The organism is Ruegeria sp. CE12 (assembly GCF_056537525.1).
The window spans coordinates 1-557 of record NZ_JBQFRS010000079.1; the positions used below are offsets into that span (position 1 = coordinate 1).

Below are 557 nucleotides of genomic sequence, written 5' to 3' on the forward strand. Positions count from 1 at the left end.
CCGCTGGCTGATCAACGCGGCCCGTGCTCGTAACGAAAACACCATGGAAGAGCGCCTTGCAGGCGAATTGGTGGATGCGGTCAACGCACGCGGCGCAGCCGTCAAGAAACGTGAAGACACCCACAAGATGGCGGATGCGAACAAAGCGTTCAGCCATTATCGTTGGTAATTTTAATTCTAGCCTGAGGACCACCAGATGGCACGCGAATATCCGCTGGAGCGCTACCGCAACTTTGGGATTATGGCCCATATTGACGCGGGCAAAACCACAACCACAGAACGTATCCTGTATTACACAGGCCGCTCGCACAAGATCGGCGAAGTGCATGATGGCGCGGCCACCATGGACTGGATGGAGCAGGAGCAGGAGCGTGGGATCACCATTACCTCCGCTGCGACCACCACGTTCTGGCAGTGGCAAGAAGACCCATCCGCGGAAGGCACTTCGGACACGAAGTTCCGTTATAACATCATCGACACACCTGGACACGTTGACTTCACCATCGAAGTTGAGCGTTCTTTGGCCGTTCTCGATGGTGCGGTTTGCTTGCTTGATG

At 55.7% G+C, this 557-nt stretch carries 1 protein-coding gene and 1 pseudogene; both read left to right on the plus strand.

Annotation, left to right across the window (positions count from 1 at the left end; all coding sequences use genetic code 11):
• A pseudogene (locus tag ACR0IO_RS23250) lies at positions 1 to 169 on the plus strand (30S ribosomal protein S7); the annotation flags it as partial.
• Positions 170 to 196: 27 nt separating this feature from the next.
• A partial coding sequence (locus ACR0IO_RS23255; protein WP_480745240.1) for a GTP-binding protein occupies positions 197 to 557 on the plus strand: 361 nt, incomplete at its 3' end.